Below are 282 nucleotides of genomic sequence, written 5' to 3'. Positions count from 1 at the left end.
CGCTCCATCATCTCTCTCAAATACGAAGATAGATGGGAGGGGTATTCCGAGCAACAATGATTCGATCAGCTTTGACTTTTGCCCGATGTCCCATCGGAAGAGCCGCTGAAAGTCTGGATCGATGATGATCTCCCGCTCGTCATACATGCTGACGATTTCACCAATCGACATTTGGTAAGCGTCAGTTCGGACTAGGCGTTGAGCGTTCAGTATCTCTGCGGTAAGCATCTGTTAATTCCATTTATTGACGGGTTAACCGAGATTATCATCTCACTCTGCTTC

The 282-nt window shown here is 47.2% G+C and carries 1 protein-coding gene; it reads right to left on the bottom strand.

Features of this window, described 5'->3' with window-relative positions; genetic code table 11:
- On the bottom strand, positions 1-147 hold a 147-nt coding region (locus AC0I8G_RS25880; protein ID WP_471732506.1), incomplete at its 3' end, for a DUF262 domain-containing protein.
- Positions 148-282 lie beyond the last annotated feature (135 nt).

The organism is Kineococcus sp. AC630, assembly GCF_979255925.1.
Note: the sequence above shows the minus strand (reverse complement) of the source record. Positions and strands in the feature narration are given on the sequence as shown.